The organism is Stenotrophomonas aracearum (assembly GCF_031834615.1).
In the GTDB taxonomy this organism is placed as follows: Bacteria; Pseudomonadota; Gammaproteobacteria; order Xanthomonadales; family Xanthomonadaceae; genus Stenotrophomonas; species Stenotrophomonas aracearum.
On sequence record NZ_CP115543.1, the window covers coordinates 333,017 to 358,525 of the forward strand.

Consider the following 25,509-nt stretch of genomic DNA (forward strand, 5'->3'; position numbering starts at 1 on the left):
CCATGACCGCCACGCCCGACATCGTCCCGCCCACCGAAGTGCGCATGGCCGAGATCGTCTTCCCCAACCACACCAACCACATGGGCACCCTGTTCGGTGGCCAGGCGCTGGCCTGGATGGACAAGGCCGCCTTCCTCGCCGCCGCGCGCTACTCGCGCCGCGCCGTGGTCACCGCCCGCTCCGACCAGGTCGACTTCAAGCTGCCGATCAGCGTTGGCCAGATGGTCGAAACCGTGGGCCGCATCGTCGAAGTCGGGCGCAGCTCGATGAAAGTGGAAGTGGAGCTGATCGCCGAAGACCTGCACACCGGCGAGCGCAAACTGTGCACCCGCGGCCACTTCGTGATGATCGCGCTGGACGAAAACCACCACCCCACCGCCGTGCCCGCCCTGCCGGCCGACATCGCCGGACCCTGAACAGGCCGGGGCGATTGCGAAGCCTGCAATCGCCCCCATCTAGCTGGCATGCCTACGCCCCTGGCCGACTTCATCCATAGCGCGCGCCGCCTGTTCGTCCTGACCGGCGCCGGATGCAGTACCGACTCCGGCATTCCCGATTACCGCGACGCCGACGGCCAGTGGAAGCGCACCCCGCCGGTGAACTACCAGGATTTCATGGGCGGCGAGCCGACCCGCCAGCGCTACTGGGCACGCAGCCTGATCGGCTGGCCGCGCTTCGGCCAGGCCCTGCCGAATGGGACCCATGCCGCCCTGGCCGCACTGGAAGCACGCGGCCAGGTGGAAGTGCTGCTCACCCAGAACGTCGACTGCCTGCACCAGCGTGCCGGCAGCGAAGCGGTGATCGACCTGCACGGCCGCCTCGACCAGGTGCGCTGCATGGGCTGCGAAACCCGCAGCGATCGTGAGGCCTTCCAGCACACCCTGCTGGCCGCCAACCCCGGTTGGGAAACGCTCGAGGCGGGCATCGCACCGGATGGCGACGCCGACCTGGAGAACGTGGACTTCAGCGCGTTCAACGTGCCGGCCTGCCCGCACTGCGGCGGCATCCTCAAGCCCGACGTCGTGTTCTTCGGCGAAAACGTCCCGCGCGCACGGGTAGACGCCGTGCACGCCCACCTGCAGAACGCCGACGCCGTCCTCGTGGTCGGCTCCTCGCTGATGGTCTATTCCGGCTACCGCTTCGTCCAGGCCGCCGCCAAGGCAGGCCTGCCAGTAGCCGCACTAAACCTCGGCCGCACGCGCGCCGACGACCTGCTCACCCTGAAGGTAGAGCAACCCTGCGCCCCCGCCTTGTCATTCCTGCTGCCAGCTACCGCGTAAGACTGTCTCCCGCACCGTTCCACACATACGGTTGCCCGCAAACCCACTTCGCGGTGCAATACCCACCTGTTCTGATCTCCCCCCAAGTCGCCCGCCCGTGAGCCAGCTCTTCTCCCCCGTATCCTTCGGACCGCTCCAACTGTCCAACCGCATCGTCATCGCCCCGATGTGCCAGTACTCCAGCACCGACGGCCTGGCCAACGACTGGCACCGCCAGCACCTCGGCCAGCTCGCCCAGTCCGGCGCCGGCCTGCTGATCCTAGAAGCCACCGCCGTCCTCCCCGAAGGCCGCATCAGCTGGGCCGACCTCGGCCTGTGGGATGACGCCACCGAAGCCGCACTGACCTCGGTGATCGCCTCGGTCAAGCAATGGTCCCCGATGCCGCTCGGCGTGCAGCTCGCCCACGCCGGCCGCAAGGCTTCTTCACCCCGTCCGTGGGACGGCGGCGGCCAGATCCCGGCCTCCGACCCGCACGGCTGGACCCCGGTCGCGCCCTCGGCAGTGCCGTTCAACAAGACCGACACCGTCCCCACCGAACTGGACGCCGCCGGCATCGATGCCGTGGTCGAAGCCTTCGTCACCGCCGCCCGCCGTGCCGAACGCGCTGGCCTGGACCTGATCGAACTGCACGCCGCCCACGGCTACCTGCTGCACCAGTTCCTCTCGCCGCTCAGCAACCACCGCCAGGACGAATACGGCGGCTCGCTCGAAAATCGCATGCGCCTGCTCGTGCGAGTGTTCGACGCCGTGCGCGAAGCCGTTTCCGACCGCATCAGCGTCGGCGTGCGCATCTCCGCCACCGACTGGGTCGCCGGCGGTTGGGACATCGAACAGAGCAGCACGCTGGCCCAGATCCTCGACATGCGTGGCTGCCAGTTCCTGCACGTGTCCAGCGGCGGTCTCGACCCGCGCCAGCAGATCACGCTCGAACCCGGCTACCAGGTGCAGTTCGCCGCCGCGCTCAAGGCCAAGGTCCGCATGCCGGTGATCGCCGTGGGCCTGATCACCGACCCGGCCCAAGCCGAATCGATCCTGCGCCACAACCACGCAGATGCCATCGCGCTCGCGCGCGGCATCCTCTACGAACCGCGCTGGCCGTGGCACGCCGCCGCCGCCCTGGGCGATTCGGTCACCCCGGCCCCGCAGTACCTGCGCTGCGAACCGCGCGAAGCACGCGGCGTGTTCAACGCGCCAGGCGCGTAACGCGTACCGGTAACGCCCCACCGCTGGTGGGGCGCGCCCGGGCGCACGCAGGAAGGTTTCAACTGACAGCAACGCTGCTCCTTCCGGCGCGGGTCCACTAGACTCGACCCATGCGCCCCGATTCCATCCTCACCCTCTCATGCCCGGACCGTACCGGGATCGTCTACCGCGTCTCCGGCCTGCTGTTCGAGCAGGGCTGCAACATCCTCGATGCGCAGCAGTTCGGTGACGACGAGAGCGGCCGGTTCTTCCTGCGCGTGCATTTCGACCGTGACCCGGGCCAGCCCATCGAAACCATCCAGAACCGGATGGCAGGCCTGGCAACCGACTTCCACATGGACTGGCAACTGCACGACGCCCGCCGCCGCGCCCGCCTGCTGGTGCTCGTCAGCAAGCAGGGGCACTGCCTCAACGACCTGCTGTTCCGCGCGCACAGCCGCCAGCTGCAGGTAGACATCGCCGCCGTCGCCTCCAACCATGAAGACTTCGGCGCCCTTGCGGGTTCCTACGGCATTCCGTTCCACCACCTGCCGGTGAACGCCGACAACCGCGCGGTGCAGGAACAGCAGATCATCGATCTGGTGGAACGCGAGCAGATCGACCTGGTGGTACTGGCCCGCTACATGCAGATCCTGTCCCCGCGCCTGTGCCAGGCGTTGGCCGGTCGCGCGATCAACATCCACCACAGCTTCCTCCCCAGCTTCAAAGGCGCCCAGCCGTACCACCAGGCGCACGCACGCGGGGTCAAGATCATCGGCGCCACGGCACATTACGTCACCTCCGACCTCGACGAAGGCCCGATCATCGAACAGGACGTCGCACGAGTCGATCACGCAATGACCCCACGCGATCTGGTCCGCCTCGGCAGCGACACCGAATCGCAGGTACTCGCGCGTGCCGTCCGCCGCCACGTAGAGCACCGCATCATCCTCAACGGCCACCGCACGGTAGTGTTCCGGTAACGGGTTCCATCCGACACGTGGCACTGGAAACACACCGGCGCGTGACCCCGTAGTGCCGGCCGCCGGCCGGCTCCTCAGCGACAATAGGTTCCCCGACAGCACCCCGGAGCAACACGTGTCATCACCCTACTGGGGAGAGTTCCTCGCACTCGCCGTCATCCACTTCCTCGCGGTCGTCGCCCCAGGCCCGGACTTCGCCGTAGCCGTGCGCCAAAGCGTCCGCTTCGGCCGCAAGGCCGGCATCTACACCTCCCTCGGCATCGGCGCAGGCATCTCGGTGCACGTCATCTACACGCTGATCGGCGTAGGCGCGCTGCTGCACACAACCCCATGGCTGATGACGACTGCCAAATGGCTGGGTGCGGCGTACATCTTCTACCTCGGCGTGAAGTTCCTCGCCAGCAAGCCAGGCAGCGCCGGTGGCGTCGTCACCGAGGGCAACCCCGAGGCAGCACAGCAAAGCCCCAGACAAGCCTTCGTCATCGGATTCATGACCAACGCGACGAACCCAAAGGCGACCCTGTTCTTCCTCGCGGTGTTTACGACAATCGTCAGCGCGCAAACCCCGTTGCCGATCCAGCTGCTCTACGGCGCATGGATGTGCCTGGTCAACGCCGCATGGTTCGTGCTGGTCAGCGTCGCATTCTCAACCGCAGCAGTGCGGCAGAAGTTCCTGAGTGCCAGCCACTGGTTCGAGCGCGTAATGGGCGTGCTGCTGATCGGGTTCGCGCTGCGGTTGGTGTTCATGGCGTAGAAGCGGCCGGGCAGAGCCCGGCGCTACCTGGGGCCAGCCGGGCAGGGCCCGGCTCTACCGTTCCTCATCCGCCTCGCGTGAGCGCTTCTTCCTTGGCTCGTGCTTGCGATAGCGGTAGGGCAGGGGGACTGGGGTTTCGTCCAGTATCAGGGTCACGCGGCCGGGTGAGGTCTCCACCCATACACGGTGACCCACCTTCAGCCCCAGTCACTCAAGCCAGACCCCGCACAGCTGCAGGCGGGGAATGAAGAGTCCAGGTGGCAGGATGTTGCCGGCCGGGTGTTGCAGGGCGGAAATGCGGATGCTCTTGGGCTGGTGCCAGCCGATGCCGACCTGCTGGTTGGGGTCGGTGGACGATTCCATCTTCGAACTGCTCATGCGAGTACTCCCTTGGAAGTACTCCCTCGTCGGCGACGAGGGAGTCGGGAGGTTGATATCCGTTCGACCAACGGTGTGACTTATTTCCCCACGGGGTGTTGTATTCGCCACCCACCCGACGCAGAACTGCATACTTTCATTAGTCGAACGAGGGGATATCAAACCCCGAGCCAACACGATGCACAGCTGCTCAATGACAGAGAAGTTGGCATTTCCTAAGGATAACGGTGTATCGATACGCCGCGTCTATGGGCGTCGCAAGTGGGCCGGATATTGGCTGGCGCGGCATTTTTAGTGCTACAGAGGTCGCAGAATCAACGGTTCAATGCCCGTTGGAATGTCGAAGAATTTTGATGTGCGCTCATGTAGCGCTGTCGCTAACGGCCGTTCGTGCGCTGGCTTCCGCTTGGGTCCGCGATGACACGCGTGGCGTGTCACTACGCTTGCGCGCGAAGCTGCGTAGCGACACGCCATGCGTGTCCCACGCGCCGCCGGATCACACGCGCCCCTCAAACGATGGCGATCTTCGCCTTCGCCAGCGCCTCACGGACCATCCCATCATTGGCCTCGGTCACCGGCCGCGTCAGGTCCCAAAGGAACTTCACGCGGAACCCGGACTTCACCGCATCCTGCGCACTCCACAGCACGCAATAGTCGCGTGCCAACCCACACACATGTACCTCGCGGATGCCACGCTCATGCAGCCACCCGGCCAGACCCGTGGGCGGGCGGTTACCGTCCGGCCCATGGTTCTCGCGGAACGCGCTGTACGAGTCCACCTCGCGCCGCGTGCCCTTGCGCAGGATCAGGTCCGCAGGCGTCCAGTCCACCGCCGGGTGCAACACCGCGCCCGGCGTGTCCTGCACGCAGTGGTCCGGCCACAGCGTCTGCGGCTGCGCGTGCAGCAGGATGGTCTCGAACGGCAGCTGGCCCGGTTGCTGGCTGGCATAGGAGGCGTGATCCGCCGGGTGCCAGTCCTGCGTGGCCACCACCGTGCGGTACTGGCGCTGGGACAGCAACGCCGCAATGCCCGGCACGATCCCGTCGCCGTCCACGCAGGGCAGCGCACCGCCGGGCATGAAGTCCGGCTGCAGATCGATCACGACCAGGGCAACGTCAGCGGGGAATTTGCTCATGTCAGGCGTCATGCGGAGAGGGGTGTCCCAGTGTAGCGGACACCCCTGAACCGGATTCCGCGTCAGGCCGCGTTGGCGTCCGCCGTCTCATCCCGCAACTGCCGCGCCGCAGCCACCAGCGCTTCCAGCGCCGCCCGGGTTTCCTTCCAGCCGCGGGTCTTGAGTCCGCAGTCCGGGTTCACCCAGATCTGCTCCGGTCGCAGCACCTCGGCGGCCTTGCGCAGTAGCGAGAGCATCTCTTCCTTGTCCGGCACGCGCGGGGAATGGATGTCGTACATACCCGGCCCGATCTCGTTCGGGTACTGGAACTTCACGAAAGCATCCAGCAGTTCCATCCGCGAGCGCGAGGTCTCGATCGAGATCACATCGGCGTCCATCGCCGCCACCGAGTGGATGATGTCGTTGAACTCGGAGTAGCACATGTGGGTGTGGATCTGGGTAGCGTCACGCACGCCGCTCGCACTGATCCGGAAGGCTTCCACCGCCCAGTCCAGGTACTCGCGCCATTGTGCGCGACGCAGCGGCAGACCTTCGCGGATCGCCGGTTCGTCGATCTGGATCACGCCGATGCCGGCCGTTTCCAGGTCCAGCACCTCATCACGAAGTGCCAGCGCGATCTGCCGGCAGGTATCGGCACGTGCCTGGTCGTCGCGCACGAACGACCACTGCAGTACCGTCACCGGGCCGGTCAACATGCCCTTCATCGGCCGGTCGGTCAGCGACTGTGCGTACTGCGACCAACGCACCGTCATCGGCTGCGGGCGGCTCACGTCGCCGTAGATCACCGGCGGCTTCACGCAGCGCGAGCCATAGCTCTGCACCCAGCCGTTCTTGGTGAAGGCGAAGCCTTCCAGCTGCTCGCCGAAGTACTCCACCATGTCGTTGCGCTCGAATTCGCCATGCACCAGCACGTCCAGCCCGATCTGCTCCTGGATGCGCACGCAGTGCTCGGTCTGGGTGGCGAGGAAGGCGTCGTAGTCTGCGTCGGAGAGCGTGCCGGACTTGTTGCGCGCACGCGCCTCGCGCACTTCCTGCGTCTGCGGGAACGAGCCAATCGTAGTGGTGGGGTAGCGCGGCAGCTTGAGTGCGGCAGCCTGTGCCAGATGGCGCTGGGGATAGCGGCTATGGCGCTGCGCATCAGCTGCGGTCAGCGCGGAGAGACGCGCGGCCACGGCGGGGTTGTGCACGCGCGGCGACCGGCGGCGCGATTCAATGCGCTCGCGCGAGGAGGCCAATGCAGCTTCGGCGCGTGCCGGCGCATCGATGGCGTCGGCCAGCACGCGCAGCTCGCCCAGCTTCTGCTTCGAGAACGCCAGCCAGCCACGCAGTTCGTCGTCCAGCTTCTTTTCGTGGTCCAGGTCCACCGGGGTGTGCAGCAGCGAACACGAAGGCGCCAGCCACAGGCAGTCGCTGCCCAGCTGGCCATGCGCGTAACGCGCCAGCACCAGCGCATTGTCCAGATGGGTGCGCCAGATGTTGCGGCCATTGACCAGGCCCGCGGAAAGCACGCGGCCCGCCGGCAGCGCCTTGATCACCGCATCCAGTTGTTCCGGCGCGCGCACCAGGTCCACGTGCAGGCCATTCACCGGCAGCGAAGCAGCCAGTTCCAGGTTGTCGTCCAGCGCGCCGAAGTAGGTGGCCACCAGCACCTTGGGGCGTGCGGTTTGGGCCAGCACTGCATAGGCGTGGGTGAACGCGGCGCGGGCTTCCGGGCTGAGGTCCTGTACCAGCGCTGGCTCGTCCAGCTGCACCCACTGCGCACCGGCCGCCTGCAGCTGGCCCAGCAATTCCACGTACACCGGCAGCAGCGCATCCAGCAGGTCCAACGACGGGCTGCCATCCACGGTCTTGGACAGCAGCAGGAACGTCACCGGGCCAATCAGCACGGGACGGGTTTCAATGCCCAGCGCCTTGGCCTGGCGGTACTCGGCCAGCGGCTTGTCGCCGCGCAGCGCGAAGCCCTGGCCGGCCTGCAGTTCGGGCACCAGGTAGTGGTAGTTGGTGTCGAACCACTTGGTCATTTCCAGCGCATGCAGGTCCACGCCTTCGCGCTGCAGCCCCCGCGCCATAGCGAAGTAGCCGGTGAGCGGGTCGGCGTCGGCCAGTGCGCGGTAGCGGGCCGGAATGGCATCGAACAGGAAGGCGGCATCCAGTACCTGGTCGTACAGGCTGAAGTCGTTGCTGGGCGGAACATCCACCCCGGCATCGCGTTGCAGCTGCCAGTGCGTGGCCCGCAGGCCGGCGGCGGTGTCCAGCAGAGAAGTGGCGCTGCTTTGGCCCGACCAGAACGCTTCCAGCGCGCGCTTGAGCTCGCGTTTGGCGCCGATGCGGGGGAAGCCCAGATTGGTAACAGTGGTCATGAAACGTATCCTCATTGCGTAGGCATTGAGGAACGAAGGAACTGCGCGGCCCGCACGCCATTGCTGCCGTGCCCGCCCCGCCAGCGACCTTCGCCCCCGCGGGCGAACCGGATGCCACGAAGCGGACGCACGGGGGCAGCGCCCTGCACTGTGCAAGGCGTCAGGCCCCGGCAACCTCCCCGCGGACGTTCCAGGTCGAATCAGAGGACGGTCGTGTCCTCCGGCCGGGGCCGGTATTCGGGCTGATGGACACGGGCGCGAACGCCCACCTACTCTCTGCCGCTTCCCAGGCCGCAAAGCCCAGTGCTGTTGGCAGGTGTCGTTTCCATTCACCGCTGCGGGGCAGCTCCGGAATGGGTGCGCAAGGCACCGTCACCGGATTCCCGTTTAAACCCATCCCTTCATCTGCATGAAGAGATGGATACCTTCGGCGAGCACAAGGTAGGCCGATTGGGGGATGGGGTCAAGGGCTGGCTGTCAGAGACGAGCGACATCGGCCCGATGGCGGATCGCGGCGAGGTTGTCATCCTGGATCAAACGGCCGTTCTCCCAGACCGTGACCATCGCGTCTTCGAAGCCCAGCGGCAGGCCGACCTCCTCGGTCGCGTCCGCCTCGGCTGGCACCGATACCGTGCGGAACTGGCCGTACTCGCGGTGGCGCAGCAGACGCAGGCGGCCACGCTTGCTCTGCTTGCCGCTATCGGTCACCGGATCCTTGTAGACGTCGATCCAGCGACCGTCCACACGGGCGGCCGAGCACTTCAGCGCGAACTTCTGTGTGTCACGGTCCAGCCGCTGCAGCAGCGCACCGCCCATGCCGAAGGCAACGTTGTCGGCCGCGTACCCGGCCGCGGTGATGTGCTCCAGGATTGCGCGGATGCTGTCCGGGTTCACACCGTCGCCCTGGATCACCCGCACATGGTTCAGCACCCTGTAGCCCTTTGCGCTCATCGTGTGCCCGAACGCCTCGTCCAGCAGTTCCAGGCACTGCAGGACGACGGTAACTGGATCGCCTGAATCCGGGCGGATCACTACCGTTGCCCCCGAATCGATCACCTGCTGGCGCAGGGTGCTGCCCCAGTGCTGGCGGATGGCGTTGTAGATGTCGTAGCTGTCCGATACCACCGCGACCAGCGCACCCGGCTTGGCGAACTTCGCCAGCATGTTGCGGTATGCCTCCACCTCTTTCTCGCGGCCCCAGCTGGTGATCGTGCTGTGCTCGGCGGCGGGGATGGAGTACCCCGCCATGGTCTCGTGATAGAACGCCTTGGCGAACAGCAGGGCCGACACGGTGTCGGTACCCAGGAAGTTCACCAGGTGCGCTGCACCACCGATGGCGGCGGATTCGACACTCGAAACGCCACGACTACCGAAATCGTGCAGCTTGAATGGCAACTGGCCCTCCGGATCGTCACTGGTAAGGTCCAGGAAGCGGCGGATGGTCTGCTTGGCATGCCAGCTGGTGGTTGCCACCGTTACCGGGTACCAGATGCGAAGCAGCATCGTTTCCAGGTACGACGGCACCCAGAACGCCTGCGGGTCCGTCGATTCGATGGTCATCAGGGCGTTGTGCACCGGAACCACGGTGCCTTCCGGTACGGCCCGGATGCGGATCGGCATGAGACCGTGGTGCTGGTCGACGATGTAGCGCCAGCCTTCCTCGTTGAAGGGAAGGCCATGGGCAAGGAAGAGATCACGCGCCGCGTCGACCTCGGCGTGGGTGATCGGCTTGGACAGGTACTGTTTCAGGATCGCCTGCAGGCCGAAGAAGACCGTGCGGTCGTAAAGGCCGCCGCGCGATTCCACGTAGAAAAAGGTGGCATCGGTTCCCGGCGGGTACTGCAGCCAATGGCTGGCCTTGTAGCTGTCGGTGTTGAGGAGAAGATTATCGAGGTAATGCATGACGGAAGCTCCTTCGCGTCGGGTGGCGCCTGCGGTCTATCCGCGGGCGATGGAACGGGTCGGGCTCAGCCCCGGCCCAGGAAGAACTCCAGAATGTGCAGGTGGTCTTCGTACAGCTGCGGGCCCATGTCCAGCGCCTCGCTTACCGGGATCCAGCGCGCCTTGTCGGCGTCATCGCAACCACGCACGGGCGGTAGTTCACCGGCGGCAAACTCGAAGTGGAAGGCGTGGGTGATGGTGCGGCCACGCTGGCTGCGGTCGGGATGGTCGAAGACCTGTTGGCCCTTCAACGAGCCCTTCAGCACCGGCAGCGGGATCTTCAGACGGGTCTCTTCGCGCAGCTCACGCAGGCAGCTGTCGAGCAACGTCTGTTGCTGGCCCACGAACCCGCCCGGCAGGGCCCACAGTCCCTTGCCCGGTTCCGAGCGACGACGTACCAGCAGAACGTGGCCGGAGTGCACGACCACCGCATCGGTAGTGACGAAGGTAGGCGCATAAGGCGCATCCTTCCAGGCGGCCCGGTACTGCTCGATGAAACGGTACTCGGCCACCAGCTGGCCGTACGCCGGAGCGCTCTTCCGGAAGGCTTCCAGCATTTCGTACACGGGCGCGGGGACATTGCCGCGCAACATCAGCAGTGCGCCGTGGAAGTCCAGGTCACCGGACTCGAACAGGTAGCGGCGCAGTTCCGTGGCCGACAACGTCTCGGTGTGCTGCACATCCACCAGCGGCCATTGCGGGAACTCGCGCAGGTAGTAGCTCGAGGCATCCTTGTCCATGCCCACCAGCCCCACCTTGGCGTCCGCCGTCGCACCGTCGGCACGCAGTGCGTCGGCCACGGCCCGCTGTACGCCGGCAATCCAGTGCGCCTCGTTGTACAGGTGATCGCGGAGCGGGCGGATGATCAGCCGGGCTGCATCGCCCTCAAGGGCGGCCTGGATCATTACGGCGCGTTCGGCCACGGTCCAGGGATTGCGGAGACTGCGAGGGGTATCGGCAGAACCGACCAGGAAGATCAGCTTGCGGGCCCGGCTCAGGGCCAGGCGGGCAACAGCGGCATGGCCGTTGTGGAAGGGCTCGAAACGCCCAATGAAGACGAGATAGTCGTATTCCATGAGAATCCCTCATGTCGTTGTGGCTGCCGCGGGTCTGTCCCTTGGCTTGCAATAGATGCTACGCCTCCTGTTCAGGCCGTCAAGCCCGGGCTCGCTGTCGCGGGCCATCGTGCCCATCCAGTGCCTGGACCACCTGCGACACGCGCGCTTCAACCGGACCCACCAGGATGGTGAACGGCATTCTCAGTGCCGACAGCGCCGCCACGTAGGCGCGTTGTTGCGCCAGCCTGAAGCTTTCGTCGCGGCGGGTGCCGTCCTGCACGAACGGGAAGTCAGCCGCGCACAGGAACAGCATGTCGTAGCGCCGCTGTGCGTGGGCGTGCAATGCCGGCTCGGCGCGACCGAACATGTCCTCGCAATAGAGGAGTGTGGTCAGCGGGGTGGTGTCGCATACAAGCCAGCGGTTGGCTTGGCAGGCCATCACGTCTTCGCGGGCTACCTGCACTTCGGCGATGTGCAGCAGGTCGTCGTAACCCAGCGCGCCCTGGCGTGCCTCCCAATGCTCGCGTCCGAACTCCGGTACCCACTGCGTCTGCAGATGCGCTGCCAATGCAGCGGCAAGCGTGCTCTTGCCGGTGGATTCACCACCCAGCAGGCCAATCCTGCCGACGAAACCTGCGTACACCCGAGGATCGAGAAATCCGCGCAATGCATGCGGATCGCGCCGCAGCGCCGTGCCCGAGACAGGAATGAGGCAACGTGCCAGGTCCAGGCACACGTGCGCCACGGGCCAGTGCGCGCCGGCCTCGGCACTGAACGCCTCCTGCAGGGCCGCTGCAAAGCCGTCGCCGTACGACTCGCTGGTAAACACCGCATCCACCCGCTGGCCCCATAGGGCGATGCACACCCACGCCACGAACGCGCGCTGCGCCGCGTCATCGTCCAGGTTCGTGGGCAATCTGCGCACTGGCAGGTTGCGCCGCAGGCACTCGGCGGCCAGTCGTGCATCGTCCAGCACCAGCCGCTCAAGAGTGGGGTAAAGCGCGTGGAGCCACGCATCACGCTGTGCGGCGTGGCAGCCGTCGAACTCCGGCTCGCTCCAGCTCAGCACCAGCACACGCTCGCAGCGTGCCACGGCATGGTCGATCAGTGCCTGGTGGCCCCGATGCAACGGGCTGAACTTGCCAACCACCAGTCCCGTGCCGAAGCGCTCAGTCATGTGCGCCGACGCCCCCTTCAGCCGGTGCGGATTGTTCGCGCATCAACCGCGGCCAGTGTCGCAGTGACACTACTGCATTGATCCAGAAAACCACGTAGAGCAACGCGGTAAGGTGCAGTCCGCGGCTGGCGTATAGCGGCACGGCAACGCTGTTGACCATCAACCAGAACCACCATGAGTGCAGCTTGCGGCGCATCATCAACAACTGCGCGACAACGCTGAGCACGAGGATCGCTGAATCCAGGAACGGCGCGTAGGCATCGGTCCAGGTATGCAGCAGCAACCCGTAGCCGATGCTTGCCAGCACCGCTGCCGGCAGTATCCAGGCGAGGGTCGGCAAGCGAACGTTGGTGATGGGCAAGGCATGCCCATGACCGCCGCGCAGCCACTGCCACCAGCCGATCACGCTGGTGACCACGAACACGCCCTGCAGCACCACGTCGGCGTACAGCCGGGCTTCGTAGAACACCAAGGCAAACAGGCTGCAGCCGATGATGCCCGTCCACCAGGTGTGGACGCTGTTGCGGCCGGCAAGCAGGATGGACGCGGCCACGGTAACGTTGGCGGCGATTTCCAGGGCCGTGGTCACGCCAAGGCTCCCAGAAGATCTACAGCGTCGAGCGCAGTCAAACTGCTCGGTGCTCGCGAACGGTACTGGAACACGTAGAACGGCGGCATCAGATCTCTTGGATCGCGGGGGGCCGGGAGAGTCTACCCGGCCACTGCATCCGCCGCGCCACTTCCCCCGTATCTCTCCACGACCTCCCTCTGGAAACGGGCATGCGCCGCTCATTCATCGTTCCTGCCGGGCTGCTACTGCTGCTGTGTCCGCTATTGGCCGGTGCCGAACCCGTCCAGCGCCAGGAAGGGCGCGCGTTCTCTGCCGAGGGGAACACGCTGCTTTATCGCGAAACCCATTGGCTGCAGGGCCCGCCCAACGCGCAGTCGCGGCTGGTACTGTACCGCTGCGCCGATGGGCGGCCGTTCGCGCGCAAGTGGATGACCCCGCAGGGGAGCGCGCAGACGCCGGACTTCAGCCTGGAAGATGGTCGTGACGGGTATCAGGAAGGCGTGCGCGGCAGTGGTGCGTCGCGCACGGTGTACCTGCGCAGCTCCGCCACCGCTGCACCGGTCAGCCGCACGCTGACCGTCCCACCCGATGCCGTGGTCGACGCGGGCTTCGATGCGGCGGTACGCGGCCATTGGGCGGCGCTGCGCGACGGCAAGCCGGTGGCGTTCCAGTTCGTTCTGCCCAGCCGCCAACGCTTGGTGCCGCTGAAGCTGCAGCGCACCGGCGCAACCACCTGGCAGGGCCAACCGGCGCAGCAACTACAGATGAAACTGGACGCATGGTTCGGCTTCGCAGTGCCAGCAGTGACTCTGGTCTACGCCAACGCGGACCAGCGCCTGCTGCAGTTCACCGGCACCGGCAACGTGCGCGACGCCAAGGGCCGCTATCCGCAGGTGCGCGTGGAGTTCCCCAGTGCGCCTGCGGCCGCCACTGCGGCCGAGCTTGCCACGGCCAGGGGGCAGGATCTGGTGAAGATATGCGACAGCTGAATACCCTCTTGCAGCCAGTCAAAAGAGCAACGACCATGCAGGCACGCGCCTTGCCGACACCGAGTTCTCGATGCCTGAGTTGGATGCTTCCGATACCGCCGCAGCGGCACGCCTCAACGGGCTGCTGGTGCAGGTGGCCAGCGGCGACCGCCACGCCTTCGAGCAGGTCTACCAGCTCGCTTCCGGTCGACTGTTCGCGATCTGCCTGCAGCTGCTGCGCGACCGCAACGACGCTGAAGACGTGCTGCAGGAGGTCTTCACCTCGGTCTGGAACAAGGCAGGGCAGTTCGATCCTGCCAAGGCTTCGGCCATGACCTGGCTCTCCATGACCGCCCGCCACCGCGCGATCGACCGCCTGCGCGCGGCGCCGCCGCGCGCGATGGACGACCTCTCGGTGATCGATGACCTGCCCGACGGCGATGCCCAGCCACCGCAGGCCGCCGAGCAGTCGTCCGACCGCGCGCGCCTGGCGCAGTGCCTGGAAACCCTTGAGAGCAAGCGCCGCGCGCTGATCCGCGCGGCGTTCCTGGACGGCTCCAGCTATGAAGAGCTGGCCCGTCGCATCGGTTCGCCGCTGGGTTCGGTGAAGAGCTGGATCCGGCGCGGCCTTGGCCAACTGCGGGTGTGCCTGGAACGATGAACATCCGCGACCTTCACGACGAATTCGACGACGAACAGCCGCCCAGCGCCGACATCCTGGCGGGCGAGTATGTGCTGGGCGTGCAGGACGCCGCCGAGCGCCGCCAGCTGGAACAGCGCATCGCCCAGGACCCGGGCTTTGCCCGCCTGGTCGATCAGTGGCAGAACCGGCTGGCGCCGCTGCTGGATTCGATTGGCAGCGAAGCAGTGCCTGCGCATGTATGGCCGCGCATCCGCACCGCGCTGGGCTGGCCGGCAGCGGTAGTCGCTCCCAAGCTGTGGCAGCGCACCGGGTTCTGGCAGGGCATGACCGCCCTGGCCGCCGCCCTGGCGCTGGTAGCGGTGTTCAACCGTCAGCCGCTGCAGGAACCCGCACCGGTTACCCCGGTCGCCGTCACCCCGGCACCGACCCCGGCCGAGCCGGAGCAGGCGACCAAGCCGGTCACTCCGCTGCTGCACGACGACGGCACGCCCGGCTGGCTGGCCTCGGTCGACAAAGCGCAGGGCAAGGTGCTGATGGTGCCGGTACCGGCCGCGGCCGACGCGGCAGGGCGCGCGCCCGAGCTGTGGCTGATCCCGGCCGGCGGTACGCCGCGCTCGCTGGGTCTGGTCTCGATCAACCGCGCCCACACTGTGGCGGTGCCCGAGGCGCTGCGTGATGTTCTGGTGAACGGCTCGACGCTGGCGATCACGCTGGAACCGGCAGGCGGCGCGCCGCAGGGCATTCCGACCGGTCCGATCATCGCCAAGGGCGATATCGCCAACCTGTAAGCCCCACCCCTTCCGGATTTAATTTCGGAAGGGGTGCATCCAAACGCGGCGGGCCTGCGTATCTCCTGATGAACCCGTCAGGAGACGCGCGACATGCAGTCCCGTTCCACCCCCGAGATCCCCGCCTGCGCGCCGCGCGGCCGCTGGGCCACCGTGCTGCGCTGGTTCGATACCGGCGCGGAGCAACCGGTGGCGGGCACTGGCGGCAACCGCGTGGACTGGCTGCGGGCGATCCCGTTCGTGGCCATGCACCTGGCCTGCCTGGCGGTGATCTGGGTGGGGGTGTCCTGGGTGGCGGTGGGCGTGGCGCTGGCGCTGTATGCGGTGCGCATGTTCGCCATCACCGCGTTCTACCACCGCTACTTCGCCCACCGCACCTTCCGCACCTCGCGCGTGGTGCAGTTCGTGTTCGCGGTGATCGGCGCCTCCAGCGTGCAGCGCGGTCCGCTGTGGTGGGCCGCGCACCACCGCAACCACCACCGCCACACCGAAACCGCGGCCGACCCGCATTCGCCCACCGTGCACGGCTTCTGGTGGAGCCACATGGGCTGGTTCCTCACCGCCGAAGGCTTCCATACCGACTGGGCACGCATTCCCGACCTGGTGCGCTACCCGGAACTGCGCTGGCTGGACCGCTTCGACACGCTGGTGCCGGTAGCGCTGGCCGCGGGATTGTTCGGGTTGGGTGCGTTGCTTGAGCGCATGGCTCCCGGGCTGGGCACCAGCGGCGGCCAGATGCTGGTCTGGGGTTTCTTCATCTCCACCGTGGTGCTGTTCCACGCCACCGTGACCATCAACTCGCTGGCCCATCGCTTCGGACGGCGCCGTTTCGCTACCGGCGACGACAGCCGCAACAACCTGTGGCTGGCCCTGCTCACCTTCGGCGAAGGCTGGCACAACAATCACCACTTCTTCCCGGGCACTGCACGGCAGGGCTTCTATTGGTGGGAAGTGGACATCACCTGGTACGGGTTGCGCGCGATGTCTGCGTTGCGCCTGGTGAGCGACCTCAAACCGGTGCCGGCGTGGGTGCTGGCCAAGGCGGAGCACTGACATGCGCATAGCCGTGATCGGTTCAGGCATTGCAGGGCTGGCCAGCGCATGGTGGCTGGGCAAGCGCCATGAAGTAACGCTGTTCGAAGCCAACGATTACCTCGGCGGCCACACCCACACCCATCTGGTGCAGGTGGACGGCCGCCTGCAGTCGGTGGACACCGGCTTCATCGTGTTCAACCCGTTGCACTACCCGCTGCTGACCGGATTGTTCAAGGAGCTGGGCGTGGCCTCGCAGCCCACCACGATGAGCTTCTCGGTGCACAGCGAACGCAGCGGCTTGGAGTACAGCGCGACCTCCATGGACACGCTGTTCTGCCAGCGCCGCAACCTGGCCTCGCCGCGCTTCTGGGGCATGCTGCGCGACCTGCGCCGCTTCTATCGCGAGGCGCCGAAGCTGCTGCTCAGCGGCGACGAAGGGCCTTCGCTGGGGGAGTTCCTCGACGCCGGCCGCTACGGTGGTGCCTTCATCCAGGAGCACCTGCTGCCGATGGCCTCGGCACTGTGGTCCGCGCCGATCGCCAGCCTGGCGCATTTCCCCGCGCGCTACCTGGTGCAGTTCATGGCCAACCACCAGATGCTGCAGGTCAGCGGTCGTCCGGAATGGCGCGTGGTCACCGGCGGCTCGGCGCGCTATGTGGACGCGATTCGTCGGCGCTGGCGCGTGCGTGAGCGGCTGGAAACCCGCGTGCTGGGGGTGGAGCGCCACGAGCACGGGGTACGCGTGCTCACCGCCGAAGGCCTGGAAGGTTTCGACCAGATGGTGCTCGCCTGCCACAGCGACCAGGCGCTGGCGCTGCTGTCCGACGCCGACCCCATCGAGCGCAGCGTGCTCAGCGCGATCCGCTACCAGCCCAACGAAGTGGTGCTGCATACCGACGCCTCCCTGCTGCCCCGCAATCGCAAGGCCTGGGCCGCCTGGAATGCGCATGTGCCGCGCGATCCGATGGCACCGTGTTCTGTCAGCTACTACATGAACGCGCTGCAGGGTATCGACACCCCCAGCCCGCTGGTGGTGACGCTCAACCGTACCGAGGCGATCGCGCCGGACAAGATCCTGCGCACCCTGCACTACGCCCACCCGGTACACGACCATGAAATGGTGCGTGCACAGGCGCGCTGGTCTGAAGTGCAGGGCCGGCGGCGGACCTGGTTCGCCGGGGCGTACTGGGGCTGGGGCTTCCACGAAGATGGCATCCGCAGCGCGTGCCGGGTGGCGGACGCGTTGCACCTGCTCGAAGCCGAAGCCTACTGGCCGCTGTCGCAGGGCATGCCCGCATGACCGCAAGCGCCATCTACCGTGGTCGCATGCAGCACCGTCGGCACGCGCCGCAAGCGCACGCGTTCGACTACCCGGTGGCGCAGCTGTTGCTGGACCTCGATGAGATCGATGCGGTGTTCAACCGCCGCTGGTTCTGGTCGGTCGGACGCCGCAACCTGGCCGAGTTTCGCCGCAGCGATTACCTGGGCGACCCCGCCCAGCCGCTGGCCGAAGCGGTACGTGGCCGCATCACCGAAGCACTGGGCCGCGCACCGGTCGGCCCGATCCGGCTGCTGACCCACCTGCGTTATGGCGGGCACGTGTTCAACCCGGTCAGCTTCTACTACTGCTACGCCGCCGACGGCACCACGCTGGACTGCATCGTGGCCGAGATCACCAACACGCCGTGGAAGGAACGCCATGCCTACGTGCTGCCGGTGAGCGAGGCCGACGCGCACGGCCGTGCGCTGGGCTGGACCTTCGACAAACGCTTTCACGTGTCGCCGTTCATGCAGATGGACTGCGAGTACCGCTGGCGCTTCACCGCCCCCGGCAACGACCTGCACGTGCACATGCAGGTGTGGCGCGACGGACAGCGCCAGTTCGACGCCGACCTCGCCCTGCAGCGCCATCCGATCGACGGCCCCGGCTTGGCCCGCGTGCTGTTGCGCTACCCGCTGATGACCGTGCAGGTGGTGGCCGCCATCCATTGGCAGGCGCTGCGCCTGTGGCTCAAGCGCAACCCGGTGCACGACCACCCTTCCATTGCGGGAAAAGCCCCATGAACGACATGACCCGACCGCTGGCGCTGCCCCAACCGAGCGCACTGGAAGCCTACCTGCGCCGCCGCCTGCTGGCGCAGCTGGCACCCTTGCAGGGTGGACGGTTGCACCTGCGCGACGCGCTGGGCGATGTCACCCTGGGCGACGCAGCGGCACCGCTGCAGGTCAACGTGTGGGTGGATAACCCGGCGTTCTACCGCGCGGTCGCGGCGCAGGGCAGCGTGGGTGCCGGTGAGGCATATATCGCGGGACACTGGCGCTGCGACAACCTCGTCGCACTGGTGCAGCTGCTGGTGGGCAACCGCGCGCTGCTCGATGGCATGGAGCGTGGTCCGGCGCGGCTGGGCGGCTGGCTGCTGCAGGGATGGAATTACCTGCGCCGCAACACCCGCGAAGGCAGCCGCCGCAACATCGCCGCCCACTACGACCTGGGCAACGCGTTCTTCTCGCTGTTCCTGTCCAGCGACCTGATGTACTCCTCGGCGCTGTATGCCGACCCCGGCGACACGCTCGAAGCGGCATCGCAACGCAAGCTGGCGCGCATCTGCGAACAGCTGCAGCTCAAGCCCGGCGACCGTGTCCTTGAAATCGGAACCGGCTGGGGCGGCTTCGCGCTGTATGCCGCCCTACACCATGGTTGCCACGTCACCACCACCACCATCTCCAGGGAGCAGTACGCCCTGGCCACCGAACGGGTGGCCAGGGCGGGACTGCAGGACAAGGTCACACTCCTGCTGAAGGACTACCGCGACCTGGACGGCCAGTACGACAAGCTGGTCTCCATCGAGATGATCGAAGCGATCGGCGCGCAGTACCTGGACACCTACTTCGCCACGCTGGGGCGGTTGCTCAAGCCGGAGGGCCTGGCGCTGCTGCAGGCCATCACCATCGAAGACCACCGCTACCAGCAGGCGCTGGGCAGCGTGGACTACATCAAGCGCTTCGTGTTTCCCGGCAGCTTCATTCCCTCACTCAGTGCCATGCTGGCCGCGAAGACCCGCAGCAGCGACCTGCAGGTGATCGGGCAGCACGACTTCGGCCAGTCCTACGCGCTCACCCTGCGCGCATGGCGTCGGCGCTTCCTGTCGCAGCTGCCGGCGGTTCGCGCGCAGGGCTTCGACGAGCGTTTCATCCGCCTGTGGGAGTTTTATCTGGCGTACTGCGAAGGCGGCTTCCTGGAACGCTCCATCGGCGTCTCGCAGCTGCTGTTCGCGCGTCCCGGTTACCGGCCGGCCGACATTCCGGGGACCCACTGACATGATCAACCTGCTCTGGGTCTGGCTGTATGCCGCCGTCATCATGAGCTGGGGATGGTGGTGGCAACGCCGTCACCAGAACATCGGTGTGGTCGACGTGCTCTGGGCCAAGGGTGTAGGCGCGTCGGCACTGCTGCTTGCCCTGCTCGGCGAAGGCGCAACGGCGCCACGCATTGCGTTGGCGGTGCTGGGCGGGCTGTGGGGGTTGCGGCTCGCCCTGCACCTGTGGAAGCGCGTGCGCAGCGAGGATGAAGATGGCCGCTACCAGCATCTGCGCAAACACTGGAACGGGCACCAGGGCAAGATCTTCGGCTTCTTCCAGTTCCAGGCGCTGCTGGTCGTCCTGTTCGCGTTGCCGTTCGTGGCAGTGTCGCAGAGCGCGGACCTGCCGGTGGGCTGGATCATCGCCGCAGTGGCGATGTGGCTGCTCAGCGTAGGCGGTGAATCGCTCGCCGACCGCCAGCTGGCGCGCTTCCGGGCCAACCCGGCCAACAAGGGCAAGACCTGCCGCGACGGGCTGTGGCGTTACTCCCGCCACCCCAACTACTTCTTCGAGTGGCTGCACTGGTTCACCTACGTGCTGCTGGCGTTGCATTCGCCGCTGTGGTGGCTGGCCTGGTCCGGCCCGCTGGTGATGTACATCTTCCTGCGCTGGGTGAGTGGCATTCCGTTTACCGAAGCGCAGGCGCTGCGCAGCCGTGGCGACGACTACCGCGCCTATCAGCGCAGCACCCCGATGCTGTTTCCGTGGTTTCCCAAGGAGTCCAAGCCGTGAATGTCGCCCGTGAATCGCTGCCGCTGCCGGACTACGCACCCGGGCTGACCGGCCTGGCCGAGCGAGGCCTGCTGCCGGACGCATTGCTGCGGCTGGGCATCCGCCGCCAGTGCGAAGCGCGCCTGCGCGAGGAAAGTGCCGGTGGCGTGGAAGCACAGGCGAAGCGCTTCTCCGAGCGCATCGTGGGCCTGTCGCGCAGCCCGGTGGCCCTGCACGTGGATGCTGCAAACCGCCAGCATTACGAAGTGCCTGCCGCGTTCTTCCAGGACTGCCTGGGTGCGCGCCTGAAGTACAGCAGCTGCTACTACCCCACCGGCCGCGAAACCCTGGACCAGGCGGAAGAGGCGATGCTGTCGCTGTATGGCGAGCGCGCCCAGCTGGCTGATGGCCAGGACATCCTCGAACTGGGCTGCGGCTGGGGCTCGCTGACCTTGTGGATGGCAGAACGCCTGCCCGGCGCGCGCATCACCGCCGTGTCCAACTCCAACAGCCAGCGCGAGTACATCATGGCGCAGTGCCGCGCGCGCGGACTGAAGAACGTGACCGTGCTGACCCGCGACGTGAACCAGCTGGTGCTGGACCCGGGCAGCTTCGACCGCTGCGTGTCGATCGAGATGTTCGAGCACATGCGCAACTACGCGCGGCTGATGCAGCGCATCCAGCAGTGGCTGCGACCGGAAGGCAAGCTGTTCGTGCACATCTTCGTGCACCGCACCCTGATGTACCCGTTCGAAACCGAGGGCGAGGATAACTGGATGGGCCGGCACTTCTTCACCGGCGGCCTGATGCCGGCGGCCGACACCCTGCTGCATTTCCAGCAGCACCTGCGCCTGCAGCAGCGCTGGCTGGTGGATGGCACCCACTACGAGCGCACCGCCAACCACTGGCTTGAGCGCCAGGACCAGAACCGCGACGCGGTGATGGCGGTGCTGCGCGCCGGCTATGGCGATGCTGCCGCCGCGCTGTGGTTCCAGCGCTGGCGCATGTTCTGGATGGCCTGCGCTGAGCTGTTCGGCTACCAGCAGGGCCAGCAGTGGATGGTTGCCCACTACCTGTTCGACCGCGCCTGAACGCCACGAGGAGAACGCCATGTCACTACGCTCCCTGCTTCCCCTGTTCACCGCCGGCATGCTGCTCAGCGGCTGCGGTGGCAATACCCGCCCGATTCCTCCCGTGGCCCATGTGGACGTGCCGCGCTTCATGGGCGACTGGTACGTGATCGCCCATATTCCCAGCCGGCCCGAGCGGGAAGCCTTCGACGCGGTCGAATCGTATGCGCTGCGCCCGGATGGCCGCATCCAGACCACTTTCAGTTACCGCAAGGGCAGCTTCCAGGCGCCGGTGAAGCAGATGCACCCGATCGGCACGGTCAAGGAAGGCACCGGCGGCGCGGAGTGGGGCATGCAGTTCGTGTGGCCGATCAAGGCCGAGTACGTGATCGTCTACCTGGACGATGACTACCAGCAGACCATTGTGGGCCGCAGCAAGCGCGACTACGTGTGGCTGATGTCGCGCAGCCCGCAGATGTCCGACCAGGACTACCAGAAGGCCATGGGCCGCATCGCCGCACTGGGCTACGACCTGTCGCAGGTACGCCGGGTGCCGCAGTCAGCCGCCACCGCCCCGCCAACGCAATAACTGCGGCGCCGTTCTCAGGCCCTGAGAGGGGGCTGGGGGATACTGGTCCCCTGGCGAGGGCAGAGGACGGCGACGTGGCGGACAAGTACTGCGATCTGGTCATGAAGGGCGGTATCACCAGCGGCATCGTGTATCCCAACGCGGTGCTGTCTCTGGCACGCGAATACCGGTTCAAGAGCATCGGGGGCACCTCCGCCGGCGCGATTGCCGCAGCGGTGGCAGCGGCGGCTGCACTGGGCGACCGGCGCTGCCGGGCCGGTGAGGCACTCGGCCCGCAGGCGGGTTTCCCCGGACTGGCCGATGTCTCCACCCAGCTGTCGCGGCGCGGCTTCATCTACAGCCTGTTCCAGCCTGCCTATGGCGCTCGCACCGCCTACCGGCTGCTGGTGATGCTGACCGGCAAGGCCGGGCTGCCGCGCAAGATCCTGTGCCTGCTGGCAGCGGTGTTCGCCATTGCGCCGCTGGAACTGCTGGCGGCGCTGGTGGGGCTGCTGGGGATCGGCTGGCTGGCGGCCGGGGTGGAGGGCATGTGGGCCACGCTGCTGCCTTCGCTGCTGTGCGCGTATGGGGCAGGCGTGCTGGCTTCGGCGCTGCGCATTGCACGGGTGGCGCGGCGCAACCTGCTCGGGCTGTGTTCGGGGACCACCCAGTCCGGGTCCGGCACTCCGGCGTTGACCGACTGGCTGCACACGCACCTGCAGGCGCTGTCCGGCAAGCCGCTGGACGAGCCACTGACCTTTGCCGACCTGCATGCCGCGCCGCGTTACCCGGGCGAGCCGGGCGGGGCGCACGCGATCAGCCTGCAGATGATCACCACCTGCGTCTCCCATACCGAACCGCGCACGCTGCCGTTCAGTGGCTCGCAGTTCTGGTTCTGCCGTGAGCAGTTCGAGCAGCTGTTCCCGGCCAGCGTGGTGGCGTGGCTGCTGGCCCGCGCCGGTGCGCCGCAGCGGGTGGAGGGCGTGGACTATTACCGCATGCCGGAAGGCGAGCAGCTGCCGGTGCTGGTGGCCACGCGCATGAGCCTGAGTTTCCCGCTGCTGATCAGCGCGGTGCCGCTGCACGAACCGGCCCGGCGGGAGCGCCGTTGCGAAGCGGCGGCCGATCCTGTGCCGTCGCAGGACACCCGTACCGTGGCCGACAGCACCGAAGGCCTGACCAGTGGCGGGCACGATTGCGGTCCCGTGATTGCCGCGTTCCGCGTGTGCTGGTTCTCCGATGGTGGCATCAGCAGCAACTTCCCCATCCACCTGTTCGACGCGGCGCTGCCGCGCTGGCCCACGTTCGGCATCAACCTGGTGTATCCGCACGCGGCCGAGCCGCTGCGCGCAGCACCGGGTTCACCGGATGCGATCAATGCGGCGGTGTTCCTGCCTACTGAAAACCGCCATGGCTGGCAGCGCAGCTACCAGTCCATCGCACGGCCACTGGCAGCCGCGGAGATGTCCGGCTTCCTGTTCTCCATCGTCTCCACCATGCAGAACTGGCGCGACGTACTGCAGGCGAGGGCGCCGGGCTACCGCGACCGCATCGTGCACGTGTCGCTGCAGGGCGACGAGGGTGGCATGAACCTGGACATGCCGCAGGAGGTGCTGAGCCGGATTGCGGCGAAGGGGAGCGTGGCGGGCGAACGGTTCTGCGATTTTTCATTTGCGAACCATTACTGGATCCGCTGGCGCAATCTTGCTTCCGCTTACCAGCGCTACACGCTGGAGGTGGCGCGTACCGATGATCCCACCCAGCGCGTGGCGGCGTGGCAGGATGCGTATGAGTCGGTGGCGAGCGGTGTACCCAACCCGCCTTCCTACCGGTTCGGTTCGGAAGAGAAACGCCGCGCTTCGCAGCAGTTGTGGCGGTTGATGGTGGACCAGGGGCAGGCGTGGGAAGACCTGGGGCCGAACCTGACGGATGGGGCGCCAAGGCCGTTGCCGCAGATGAAGGTGACGCCGAGCTATTAGTACGTAGTGCCGGCCGCTGGCCGGCTCTTCATGACCTTCGGACGCGTTCGCCTGGAGCCGGCCGGCGGCCGGCACTACCGGGCTTCGGGCGGATTTGCCTGGAGCCGGCCGGCGGCCGGCACTACAGTTGCCGGGCGGGCTACGCCCGTCCCGGCAACTGCGCAAATGCACGCTGCATGCAATCCTCGCGCGGGCATACCCGGCAACCGGGGCCGATCGACACCGAGTTGCCCGGGCTCTGGATATCCAGACCCCGCGAGTAGATCAACCGCTCGGCATGCTGCAGGTCGCACCCCAACGCCACCGCAAACGTCTTGCGCGGCTGCCCATGCCCCACCGGACCGCTGCTCACCTGCCGCGCCAGCCAGAAATGCCGGCGCCCATCGGGCATGCGCGCGGTCTGGGTCAGCACACGCCCGGGCTGGTTGAACGCCTCGTACACGATCCACAGCGGGCACGAACCCCCCACCTGCGAGAAGTGGAAGTCGGTCGCCGAATGCCGCTTGGACACGTTGCCGGCACGGTCAACGCGGATGAAGAAGAACGGCAGCCCCGGCGCGCTGCGCCGCGCCAGCGTGCTCAGCCGGTGGCATACCGCCTCGAACCCCACGCCAAAGCGATGCGCCAGCGCGTCGATGTCGTACGCGCTGTGTTCGGCTGCACGCAGGAACTGCGCATACGGCATCACCAGCGCACCGGCGAAGTAGTTGGACATGCCGATCCGCGCCTGCGCGATCTGCTCCGGTTCGCGGAAACCCGCCCGCGCGATCACCGCATCGATCTGCGCCGCGTATCCCAGCAGGGCCAGTTCGGCCGCCATCTGGAACGCCTGCTGCCCCGCCTCCAGGTAGTCCGGCAGCCACAGCGTGCGGCTGCCGCCGTCGTACACCCGCTTCTCGCGCCCGGCCTGCAACGGCGCCACCTCCACCAGCACCCCGTGGCGGTCGGCCAGCAGCTGGCGCAGGCGCGGCGCCACATGCCCGGCCACCAGCCCCCATTCGGCGAACAGCTGCTCGGCCAGGTCGTCCAGCTCGGGGATGTGGTTGTGCATGCGGTTGAAGAAGTCGCGCACCTGGTCGCCGGCCGGCAGCGCCTGCCCGGCGTGCGGATCGCCAAGCTGGAACTCCAGCGCGGCGGCATGCTCACGCAGCAGCAGGTGGCGGCGGTGCAGGTCGAGCAGGGCGTGGCTGATCTGCGGCAGGTTGCCGGCCATGGCGCGCAGGTCGGTGCTGCTGACATCGTCCAGGCCCAGGTCGCGCAGGGTCTGGTCCAGCGCTTCCTGCAGCGCGCCGGGCTCATCCACGTCGAACAGGTCGGTAACGTCGCCCAACACCTCGCGCAGCTTGTGCTGCACCGCTGGAGTGAGCGGGCGCTTGTTGCGCTCGATCTGGTTCAGGTAGCTGGCCGAAAGCCCCAGCGCCCGGGCGAGCTCGGCCTGGCTGTAGCCGCGCTGCTCGCGCAGGCGCAGCAGGCGCAGGCCGATCTGGCGTTGGGGGAGCTGGCTATTCACAGAATTAACAGAAATCGTAGCGGGCATTGGCCAGATTAAGCGTAGACAGTCCGGAA

General features: G+C 67.0%; 24 protein-coding genes and 1 riboswitch. Of the genes, 16 read left to right on the forward strand and 8 right to left on the reverse strand.

Annotated features, from left to right (window positions below):
- Nucleotides 1-2: 2 nt before the first annotated feature.
- The 5 genes from PDM28_RS01405 to PDM28_RS01425 all read left to right on the forward strand — a co-directional run bounded on the left by PDM28_RS01405 (nucleotide 3) and on the right by PDM28_RS01425 (nucleotide 4,200).
- On the forward strand, nucleotides 3-416 hold the full coding sequence (locus PDM28_RS01405) for an acyl-CoA thioesterase (RefSeq protein ID WP_311183511.1): 414 nt from the start codon (nucleotides 3-5) through the stop codon (nucleotides 414-416).
- 48 nt (nucleotides 417-464) lie between these two features.
- On the forward strand, nucleotides 465-1,280 hold the full coding sequence (locus PDM28_RS01410) for an NAD-dependent protein deacetylase (protein ID WP_311183513.1): 816 nt from the start codon (nucleotides 465-467) through the stop codon (nucleotides 1,278-1,280).
- Nucleotides 1,281-1,377: 97 nt separating this feature from the next.
- A complete protein-coding gene (locus tag PDM28_RS01415) occupies nucleotides 1,378-2,484 on the forward strand; it encodes an NADH:flavin oxidoreductase/NADH oxidase (protein ID WP_311183515.1) in 1,107 nt (368 codons plus the stop codon).
- 110 nt (nucleotides 2,485-2,594) lie between these two features.
- Entirely contained in the window at nucleotides 2,595-3,446 is an 852-nt protein-coding gene (gene purU / locus PDM28_RS01420) for a formyltetrahydrofolate deformylase (RefSeq protein ID WP_070208160.1), read from the forward strand.
- Nucleotides 3,447-3,561: 115 nt separating this feature from the next.
- Nucleotides 3,562-4,200 carry a LysE family translocator gene (locus tag PDM28_RS01425; protein WP_311183516.1) on the forward strand — a complete coding sequence of 213 codons (639 nt, stop codon included), beginning with the start codon at nucleotides 3,562-3,564 and terminating at the stop codon, nucleotides 4,198-4,200.
- 207 nt (nucleotides 4,201-4,407) lie between these two features.
- Here PDM28_RS01425 and PDM28_RS01430 read toward each other — a convergent pair whose 3' ends face one another.
- The 7 genes from PDM28_RS01430 to pnuC all read right to left on the reverse strand — a co-directional run bounded on the left by PDM28_RS01430 (nucleotide 4,408) and on the right by pnuC (nucleotide 12,839).
- Nucleotides 4,408-4,578, reverse strand: a complete 171-nt coding sequence (locus PDM28_RS01430; protein ID WP_311183517.1) for a hypothetical protein — start codon at nucleotides 4,576-4,578, stop codon at nucleotides 4,408-4,410.
- Nucleotides 4,579-5,087: 509 nt separating this feature from the next.
- A complete protein-coding gene (locus tag PDM28_RS01435; RefSeq protein ID WP_311183518.1) occupies nucleotides 5,088-5,714 on the reverse strand; it encodes a nicotinamidase in 627 nt (208 codons plus the stop codon).
- 62 nt (nucleotides 5,715-5,776) lie between these two features.
- Complete coding sequence (gene metE / locus PDM28_RS01440; protein ID WP_311183519.1) at nucleotides 5,777-8,074, reverse strand: 5-methyltetrahydropteroyltriglutamate--homocysteine S-methyltransferase; 2,298 nt, start codon at nucleotides 8,072-8,074, stop codon at nucleotides 5,777-5,779.
- Nucleotides 8,075-8,285: 211 nt separating this feature from the next.
- A riboswitch (cobalamin riboswitch) is annotated at nucleotides 8,286-8,519 on the reverse strand.
- Between the two features lie 32 nt (nucleotides 8,520-8,551).
- Nucleotides 8,552-9,976, reverse strand: a complete 1,425-nt coding sequence (locus PDM28_RS01445) for a nicotinate phosphoribosyltransferase (protein WP_311183520.1) — start codon at nucleotides 9,974-9,976, stop codon at nucleotides 8,552-8,554.
- Between the two features lie 65 nt (nucleotides 9,977-10,041).
- Nucleotides 10,042-11,097 carry a bifunctional nicotinamide-nucleotide adenylyltransferase/Nudix hydroxylase gene (locus tag PDM28_RS01450; RefSeq protein WP_311184623.1) on the reverse strand — a complete coding sequence of 352 codons (1,056 nt, stop codon included), beginning with the start codon at nucleotides 11,095-11,097 and terminating at the stop codon, nucleotides 10,042-10,044.
- A gap of 73 nt (nucleotides 11,098-11,170) precedes the next feature.
- Complete coding sequence (locus PDM28_RS01455) at nucleotides 11,171-12,250, reverse strand: AAA family ATPase (protein WP_311183521.1); 1,080 nt, start codon at nucleotides 12,248-12,250, stop codon at nucleotides 11,171-11,173.
- Nucleotides 12,243-12,839 carry a nicotinamide riboside transporter PnuC gene (gene pnuC, locus PDM28_RS01460; protein WP_311183523.1) on the reverse strand — a complete coding sequence of 199 codons (597 nt, stop codon included), beginning with the start codon at nucleotides 12,837-12,839 and terminating at the stop codon, nucleotides 12,243-12,245. The genes PDM28_RS01455 and pnuC overlap by 8 nt, the downstream gene beginning before the upstream one ends.
- 191 nt (nucleotides 12,840-13,030) lie before the next feature.
- Between pnuC and PDM28_RS01465 the strand changes: the two genes are divergently transcribed.
- From PDM28_RS01465 to PDM28_RS01515, 11 genes are all read left to right on the forward strand, one after another.
- Nucleotides 13,031-13,810 (forward strand): hypothetical protein, encoded by a 780-nt coding sequence (locus tag PDM28_RS01465; protein WP_311183524.1) that lies wholly within the window; start codon nucleotides 13,031-13,033, stop codon nucleotides 13,808-13,810.
- 70 nt (nucleotides 13,811-13,880) lie between these two features.
- Nucleotides 13,881-14,450 carry a sigma-70 family RNA polymerase sigma factor gene (locus tag PDM28_RS01470; RefSeq protein WP_311183525.1) on the forward strand — a complete coding sequence of 190 codons (570 nt, stop codon included), beginning with the start codon at nucleotides 13,881-13,883 and terminating at the stop codon, nucleotides 14,448-14,450.
- The gene (locus tag PDM28_RS01475; protein ID WP_311183526.1) at nucleotides 14,447-15,220 is read left to right on the forward strand and encodes an anti-sigma factor; all 774 of its coding nucleotides are present in this window, start codon (nucleotides 14,447-14,449) and stop codon (nucleotides 15,218-15,220) included. The genes PDM28_RS01470 and PDM28_RS01475 overlap by 4 nt, the downstream gene beginning before the upstream one ends.
- A gap of 93 nt (nucleotides 15,221-15,313) precedes the next feature.
- Nucleotides 15,314-16,273 carry an acyl-CoA desaturase gene (locus PDM28_RS01480; protein ID WP_425507625.1) on the forward strand — a complete coding sequence of 320 codons (960 nt, stop codon included), beginning with the start codon at nucleotides 15,314-15,316 and terminating at the stop codon, nucleotides 16,271-16,273.
- A gap of 1 nt (nucleotide 16,274) precedes the next feature.
- Nucleotides 16,275-17,555, forward strand: a complete 1,281-nt coding sequence (locus PDM28_RS01485) for an NAD(P)/FAD-dependent oxidoreductase (RefSeq protein WP_311183527.1) — start codon at nucleotides 16,275-16,277, stop codon at nucleotides 17,553-17,555.
- Complete coding sequence (locus PDM28_RS01490; RefSeq protein ID WP_311183528.1) at nucleotides 17,552-18,319, forward strand: DUF1365 domain-containing protein; 768 nt, start codon at nucleotides 17,552-17,554, stop codon at nucleotides 18,317-18,319. Before PDM28_RS01485 ends, PDM28_RS01490 begins: the two co-directional genes overlap by 4 nt.
- Nucleotides 18,316-19,572 (forward strand): class I SAM-dependent methyltransferase, encoded by a 1,257-nt coding sequence (locus tag PDM28_RS01495; RefSeq protein WP_311183529.1) that lies wholly within the window; start codon nucleotides 18,316-18,318, stop codon nucleotides 19,570-19,572. The genes PDM28_RS01490 and PDM28_RS01495 overlap by 4 nt, the downstream gene beginning before the upstream one ends.
- 1 nt (nucleotide 19,573) lies before the next feature.
- The gene (locus PDM28_RS01500) at nucleotides 19,574-20,347 is read left to right on the forward strand and encodes a DUF1295 domain-containing protein (RefSeq protein ID WP_311183530.1); all 774 of its coding nucleotides are present in this window, start codon (nucleotides 19,574-19,576) and stop codon (nucleotides 20,345-20,347) included.
- Complete coding sequence (locus PDM28_RS01505) at nucleotides 20,344-21,417, forward strand: cyclopropane-fatty-acyl-phospholipid synthase family protein (protein ID WP_311183531.1); 1,074 nt, start codon at nucleotides 20,344-20,346, stop codon at nucleotides 21,415-21,417. Before PDM28_RS01500 ends, PDM28_RS01505 begins: the two co-directional genes overlap by 4 nt.
- A 19-nt stretch (nucleotides 21,418-21,436) precedes the next feature.
- Nucleotides 21,437-21,985, forward strand: a complete 549-nt coding sequence (locus PDM28_RS01510; RefSeq protein ID WP_102947194.1) for a lipocalin family protein — start codon at nucleotides 21,437-21,439, stop codon at nucleotides 21,983-21,985.
- A 101-nt stretch (nucleotides 21,986-22,086) separates the two neighbouring features.
- On the forward strand, nucleotides 22,087-23,943 hold the full coding sequence (locus PDM28_RS01515) for a patatin-like phospholipase family protein (RefSeq protein ID WP_311183533.1): 1,857 nt from the start codon (nucleotides 22,087-22,089) through the stop codon (nucleotides 23,941-23,943).
- 139 nt (nucleotides 23,944-24,082) lie between these two features.
- On the opposite strand, the gene PDM28_RS01520 is transcribed toward PDM28_RS01515, so the two are convergent.
- Nucleotides 24,083-25,453 carry a helix-turn-helix domain-containing protein gene (locus PDM28_RS01520; RefSeq protein WP_425507626.1) on the reverse strand — a complete coding sequence of 457 codons (1,371 nt, stop codon included), beginning with the start codon at nucleotides 25,451-25,453 and terminating at the stop codon, nucleotides 24,083-24,085.
- Nucleotides 25,454-25,509: the final 56 nt, after the last annotated feature.

Coding starts and splice junctions, on each gene's coding strand:
- PDM28_RS01480 (WP_425507625.1), top strand. CDS start 15,314: ATGCAGTCCCGTTCCACCCCCGAGATCCCCGCCTGCGCGCCGCGCGGC.
- PDM28_RS01510 (WP_102947194.1), top strand. CDS start 21,437: ATGTCACTACGCTCCCTGCTTCCCCTGTTCACCGCCGGCATGCTGCTC.
- PDM28_RS01465 (WP_311183524.1), top strand. CDS start 13,031: ATGCGCCGCTCATTCATCGTTCCTGCCGGGCTGCTACTGCTGCTGTGT.
- PDM28_RS01445 (WP_311183520.1), bottom strand. CDS start 9,976: ATGCATTACCTCGATAATCTTCTCCTCAACACCGACAGCTACAAGGCC.
- PDM28_RS01455 (WP_311183521.1), bottom strand. CDS start 12,250: ATGACTGAGCGCTTCGGCACGGGACTGGTGGTTGGCAAGTTCAGCCCG.
- PDM28_RS01410 (WP_311183513.1), top strand. CDS start 465: ATGCCTACGCCCCTGGCCGACTTCATCCATAGCGCGCGCCGCCTGTTC.
- purU (WP_070208160.1), top strand. CDS start 2,595: ATGCGCCCCGATTCCATCCTCACCCTCTCATGCCCGGACCGTACCGGG.
- PDM28_RS01490 (WP_311183528.1), top strand. CDS start 17,552: ATGACCGCAAGCGCCATCTACCGTGGTCGCATGCAGCACCGTCGGCAC.
- PDM28_RS01515 (WP_311183533.1), top strand. CDS start 22,087: ATGAAGGGCGGTATCACCAGCGGCATCGTGTATCCCAACGCGGTGCTG.
- metE (WP_311183519.1), bottom strand. CDS start 8,074: ATGACCACTGTTACCAATCTGGGCTTCCCCCGCATCGGCGCCAAACGC.
- PDM28_RS01500 (WP_311183530.1), top strand. CDS start 19,574: ATGATCAACCTGCTCTGGGTCTGGCTGTATGCCGCCGTCATCATGAGC.
- PDM28_RS01405 (WP_311183511.1), top strand. CDS start 3: ATGACCGCCACGCCCGACATCGTCCCGCCCACCGAAGTGCGCATGGCC.
- PDM28_RS01485 (WP_311183527.1), top strand. CDS start 16,275: ATGCGCATAGCCGTGATCGGTTCAGGCATTGCAGGGCTGGCCAGCGCA.
- PDM28_RS01475 (WP_311183526.1), top strand. CDS start 14,447: ATGAACATCCGCGACCTTCACGACGAATTCGACGACGAACAGCCGCCC.
- PDM28_RS01470 (WP_311183525.1), top strand. CDS start 13,881: ATGCCTGAGTTGGATGCTTCCGATACCGCCGCAGCGGCACGCCTCAAC.
- PDM28_RS01495 (WP_311183529.1), top strand. CDS start 18,316: ATGAACGACATGACCCGACCGCTGGCGCTGCCCCAACCGAGCGCACTG.
- PDM28_RS01435 (WP_311183518.1), bottom strand. CDS start 5,714: ATGAGCAAATTCCCCGCTGACGTTGCCCTGGTCGTGATCGATCTGCAG.
- PDM28_RS01430 (WP_311183517.1), bottom strand. CDS start 4,578: ATGAGCAGTTCGAAGATGGAATCGTCCACCGACCCCAACCAGCAGGTC.